This window comes from Eubacterium ramulus, from assembly GCF_003122485.1.
GTDB classification, from domain to species: Bacteria; Bacillota; Clostridia; order Lachnospirales; family Lachnospiraceae; genus Eubacterium_I; species Eubacterium_I ramulus_A.
Window position 1 is genome coordinate 1 of sequence record NZ_JRFU01000002.1, and the last position, 4,624, is coordinate 4,624.

General features: G+C 42.3%; 5 protein-coding genes. 3 read left to right on the plus strand and 2 right to left on the minus strand.

Features of this window, described 5'->3' with window-relative positions:
• Positions 1 to 50 precede the first annotated feature (50 nt).
• Positions 51 to 953 (minus strand): AAA family ATPase, encoded by a 903-nt coding sequence (locus LG34_RS00035; protein WP_109214278.1) that lies wholly within the window; start codon positions 951 to 953, stop codon positions 51 to 53.
• Positions 954 to 956: 3 nt separating this feature from the next.
• The gene (locus LG34_RS00040; RefSeq protein ID WP_109214279.1) at positions 957 to 1,658 is read right to left on the minus strand and encodes a hypothetical protein; all 702 of its coding nucleotides are present in this window, start codon (positions 1,656 to 1,658) and stop codon (positions 957 to 959) included.
• Positions 1,659 to 1,980: 322 nt separating this feature from the next.
• Between LG34_RS00040 and LG34_RS17280 the strand changes: the two genes are divergently transcribed.
• The 3 genes from LG34_RS17280 (at position 1,981) to LG34_RS00050 (ending at position 4,563) form a co-directional block, all read left to right on the plus strand.
• Positions 1,981 to 2,262 carry a TetR/AcrR family transcriptional regulator gene (locus LG34_RS17280; protein WP_347486522.1) on the plus strand — a complete coding sequence of 94 codons (282 nt, stop codon included), beginning with the start codon at positions 1,981 to 1,983 and terminating at the stop codon, positions 2,260 to 2,262.
• Positions 2,259 to 2,570 (plus strand): hypothetical protein, encoded by a 312-nt coding sequence (locus LG34_RS17285; RefSeq protein ID WP_347486523.1) that lies wholly within the window; start codon positions 2,259 to 2,261, stop codon positions 2,568 to 2,570. Before LG34_RS17280 ends, LG34_RS17285 begins: the two co-directional genes overlap by 4 nt.
• A gap of 466 nt (positions 2,571 to 3,036) precedes the next feature.
• A complete protein-coding gene (locus tag LG34_RS00050) occupies positions 3,037 to 4,563 on the plus strand; it encodes a sodium/proline symporter (RefSeq protein WP_109214280.1) in 1,527 nt (508 codons plus the stop codon).
• Positions 4,564 to 4,624 lie beyond the last annotated feature (61 nt).

The following is a 4,624-nucleotide window of genomic DNA, read 5'->3' on the forward strand; positions in this document are numbered from 1 at the left end:
TAGTAACAAGTATTTCTCAGTGGGAGTTCAATCTCCGACTGAGATCAATTCTATTTCTGCTCCAGTGAATATTTTACCAATTTTTCCAGTAAATCAACGGTTCCTTCAATGCCATAGCATGCACTGTTGATGCAAATATCAAAATCTGCCGGATTGCCCCATTTTTTACCAGTGTAATAATCATAGGAAGTTCTTCTGCGTTTGTCCGTCTTGCGAATAAATTCTTCCGCTTCTTTGCGCCCCTGATCATTGATCAGCATTTTTCTACGCACACGGTTTTCATATGGTGCCCCGATAAATACACTCAGACGCGGAATATTATTTGTCATCAGTACATGACCGCAGCTACGGCCTACAATGACACAATCACTGGCTTCTGCGATAGATTTGATCACACGGCTCTGCTTGATAAAATGTGCATCTTTGCCACCGATTCCCGGCATTTTTTCATCCAGTTCATCGATCATCAGATCCAGCACGGAATCATCGTAAAAAGAGAATCCCAGACGTTCTGCCAGTCTGGAGCCGATCTCATGACCGCCTGCTCCTGTCTCTCTGGCGATGCAGATTACGATATGGTTCTGCTCTGTCTTGTACATCAGTCCAAAATGATCTTTTGTAAAATCTCTGGTAATCTGATCACGGAATCCATCATCCTCTAAAACATCCATGATATCTTTGCACAGATGTTCATAACGAATGAAAAATTCTTCATAGCGTCCACCATTCTCCTGAATGATCTTGATCATATTTCCGATCAGGATCAGTTCGTCCTTGATTTTTTCCGTGTCATCACGTTCAAAATCTTTCAGAATCTGTTTTTCGGAAATGTGTTTTGGTCCCGGAAATACCTTCCCCAATTCACTTCCGGATGCTTTGTATACTTCTGTATCCAATGCATAAAAACGTTCTGCCAAGTCTCTGTAGCTTACGTTGCTTCCCTCTGGTTTCATAACTTAACTCTCCTTCCGTTCAAGGCTCATTACTATATTGCCATCCTCGTTACTCAGAACAATACTGTTCTGGTCATCGTCTGTCTCATAAGTATATACGGATGATCCGCTTGCACCAATCAGTTCAAACTGTTTTTTGTCTGCTGCGTAGTTCATGTGGACACCAAACATAAAGGTTCCGTCTTCATTGAGTTTTACAAAAGCGCCACCATCGGATGTATACTCTGCACCAAACTGCTCTCCATTCATGATCTGATCATCACCGCTGGCACAGCTCATCTGTGTTCCTGTTGAAAAATCTGGTGTCTCGCCTTCTGTGTATTTGCATCGGGTGTAAGTGCCATCTTCATTCTGCTGGATTGCATAAGAATCATATGCAAGCTGGCTGTCGCTGCTGTTTTCTGCATTTTCTTCTCCATAATAGATCAGGTTCAGGATCCTCATTCCATCCTCATTCGTAACCAGTTTGTACATTCCGATATATCCATAATCACAAGTTCCTTCTTTCGTAAGATCCATCTGAATCTTTACAGTATCCCCGGCTGTGTATGTTCCATCAAACTTCACCTTTGACTTTACCGAAGCCTGCTCAGTCTCTGTAGAAGCACTTCCACCTGCTGTTCCTGTATCTTTTGTTCCACATCCTGCCAGAGCCAGCATGGCGATCAACAACACACTCAGCAGTCTTCCTACGATTTTCTTCATAATAAATGTTCCTCCAAAATTCTTCCTAAAGTCCACGATACATCCCATTAACTCCTCATGCGAATGTAGTCGTCAGCAAAATATATGTGATACGTGAACTGTGATATTATTTTACCACTTTTGTCTATTTCTCACAACCCGTCACCACTTTTTTGCCGTTTTTTCACACATTTTTCATTTTTTCTGCTACAATATAACTGTTTTCATAACATTTTTCAGGATATGCATTGCACGACGAACATCCAGCAGTAAGCATGTCTGGAACATTTTTGAATATTCAAATTTTGTCCACCTGTATTTATTTTCTGAAAGGATTTTATATATGAGCAAAAAACAACCGCGCAACACAAAAGGAAAAATTATTTCTGCCGCATGGAAACTGTTTTACGAACAGGGATACGATGACACAACCATTGATGAGATCATTGCCGAATCCGGCACATCCAAAGGTTCTTTTTATCATTATTTTGAGGGAAAAGATGCCCTGCTTGGCTCCCTTTCTTTCCTTTTTGATGAAAAATATACGGAACTGGAAGCTCAGCTGGATCAGTTTGCTACCCGCTATGAACAGCTGATCTATCTGAATCAGGAGCTTTTTCCATGATTGAAAACAGTATTTCTCTGGATCTGCTGGCACGACTGTTATCCACTCAATTAATTACAAAAGGGGAAAAACATCTGCTGGACCGCAACCGCTACTATTATAAACTGTTGCGCCGCATTATCCGGGAAGGGCAGGAAAGCGGGGAGTTCCGCACGGATCTGTCCGTCAATGAGATGGTAAAACTGTATGCGATTGCGGAGCGTGCGTTGCTTTATGACTGGTGCATCTGCAATGGGGAGTATTCACTGAAAACTTATGGTTCCACGGCGATGCCGATCTATCTGGCACAGATTCGCAATGATTCGTAATAAAGATATTTCTAAATTAATACATATATTAACTTTTCAAATTGGCTTACACTGTTAGTTTATTTCATTCATATTATGATTTGTAAAACTTACACTGTTAGCCTATTTTATTTATAACAGCACCTATCATTAACTTATACTGTTAGTCATTTATATCATCATTTATAATCAATAAGGATGGTTATTTTATCAACCGTATTTTGGGGGATGATGTATTTATGAAATTCCTCTTTTTCTTGTTTTACTCTTGTTAAAATACCGTTTTCTTTTGTATTTATTTTTATTCTATATTTTCTTTCATATTTTAGTCTAGTTTCATTTTTCCTTTATTTTAGCGTATTTAATACATATTTTTCATAATTTTTCTATACTATAGTCTATACTTTATTCTGTATTGCAGTCTATTTTTATTCATGGTATACTGGCAGAAATTTGTTGAAGTAACGTAATAAAGGAGATTGATTTTATGAACGCAAACACAATTGGAATGCTGATCATCATGATCATCTATCTGGGTGTTATGGTATTGATTGGCGTTCTCTTTTCCAGAAAAAACAACGACACCAGTGATTTTTATCTGGGTGGCAGAAAACTCGGTCCGGTTGTGACCGCCATGAGTGCTGAAGCCTCCGACATGAGCAGCTGGCTTCTGATGGGTCTGCCGGGTGTCGCATATCTGTCCGGCTGTGCTGAAGCAGGTTGGACCGCCATCGGACTTGCCATCGGAACTTATTTTAACTGGCTCATCGTTGCAAAACGTCTGCGCCGCTATTCCCACAAAGCAAACAATTCCATTACGATCCCGTCCTTTTTTGCAAACCGCTATCGGGACAAAAGTAATTCCCTGCTGGCGATTTCAGCGATTATGATCGTAATTTTCTTCGTACCGTACACCGCATCCGGATTCGCAGCCTGCGGCAAACTGTTTGCCACACTGTTCGGCGTACCGTATATGCCTGCCATGATTGTAAGTGCTGTTATTATCGTAGCTTACACCTCTCTGGGAGGATTCCTGGCAGCAAGTACCACCGACCTGATCCAGAGTATCATTATGACCGGTGCCCTGATCGTCGTACTGATCTACGGTGTACATATGGCCGGTGGAATGGATGCCGTTATCACAAATGCCCAGTCCCTGAAAGGTTATTTGAGCATGACAATGTTCCACGATGCCGCAACTGGTGGAACGACTCCGTACAACGGACTGACCATTGCTTCTACTCTGGCATGGGGCTTAGGTTACTTTGGAATGCCGCACATTCTGCTGCGTTTCATGGGTATTGAAGATGAAAACAAATTAAAAACATCCCGTCGTATCGCTTCTGTCTGGGTTGTTATTTCCATGTTTATCGCAATCTTTATCGGTATTATCGGAAACGCCATGACAAAAACAGGTGCTATGGACGTGCTGGAGAATTCCTCTCAGTCAGAGACACTGATCGTCAGAACTGCAGTCCTGCTGAGCAATCACGGATTTCTCGCCGTACTGATGGCTGGTCTGATCCTTGCAGGTATCCTTGCAAGTACCATGTCTACCTCTGATTCCCAGCTTCTGGCAGCATCTTCCAGTATTTCAGAAAACTTGCTGCAGGATTGCTTCGGAATCAAATGTACGAAAAAACAATCTATGACAATGGCGCGTGTTACTGTTCTGATCATCGCAGCTATCAGCGTATTTCTGGCTCGTAACCCGGACAGCTCCGTATTCCGTATCGTGTCCTTCGCATGGGCAGGATTTGGTGCTACCTTCGGTGCAGTTATGCTGTTTGCACTGTTCTGGAAACGTTCCAACCGAAACGGTGCCCTTGCCGGAATGATCGTCGGCGGTTCCATGGTATTTATCTGGAAATTCCTGATCGCACCGCATGGTGGACTGCTTGGTATCTACGAACTGCTGCCTGCATTCCTTTCTTCCGCAGCTGCGATCGTAATTGTCAGCCTTCTGACTGCACCGCCATCACAGGAGATTATCGACGAATTTGAAAGTGTTTAAACCATACATGCATATATTCAAGAATGCTCCGGCATTCTTGTTGCGAGGTGCGCGTCATGCA

Bases quoted from the DNA above. Each gene is read 5' to 3' on its own strand.
- LG34_RS00035 (WP_109214278.1), bottom strand. From the start codon at position 953: ATGAAACCAGAGGGAAGCAACGTAAGCTACAGAGACTTGGCAGAACGT.
- LG34_RS17280 (WP_347486522.1), top strand. From the start codon at position 1,981: ATGAGCAAAAAACAACCGCGCAACACAAAAGGAAAAATTATTTCTGCC.
- LG34_RS17285 (WP_347486523.1), top strand. From the start codon at position 2,259: ATGATTGAAAACAGTATTTCTCTGGATCTGCTGGCACGACTGTTATCC.
- LG34_RS00050 (WP_109214280.1), top strand. From the start codon at position 3,037: ATGAACGCAAACACAATTGGAATGCTGATCATCATGATCATCTATCTG.
- LG34_RS00040 (WP_109214279.1), bottom strand. From the start codon at position 1,658: ATGAAGAAAATCGTAGGAAGACTGCTGAGTGTGTTGTTGATCGCCATG.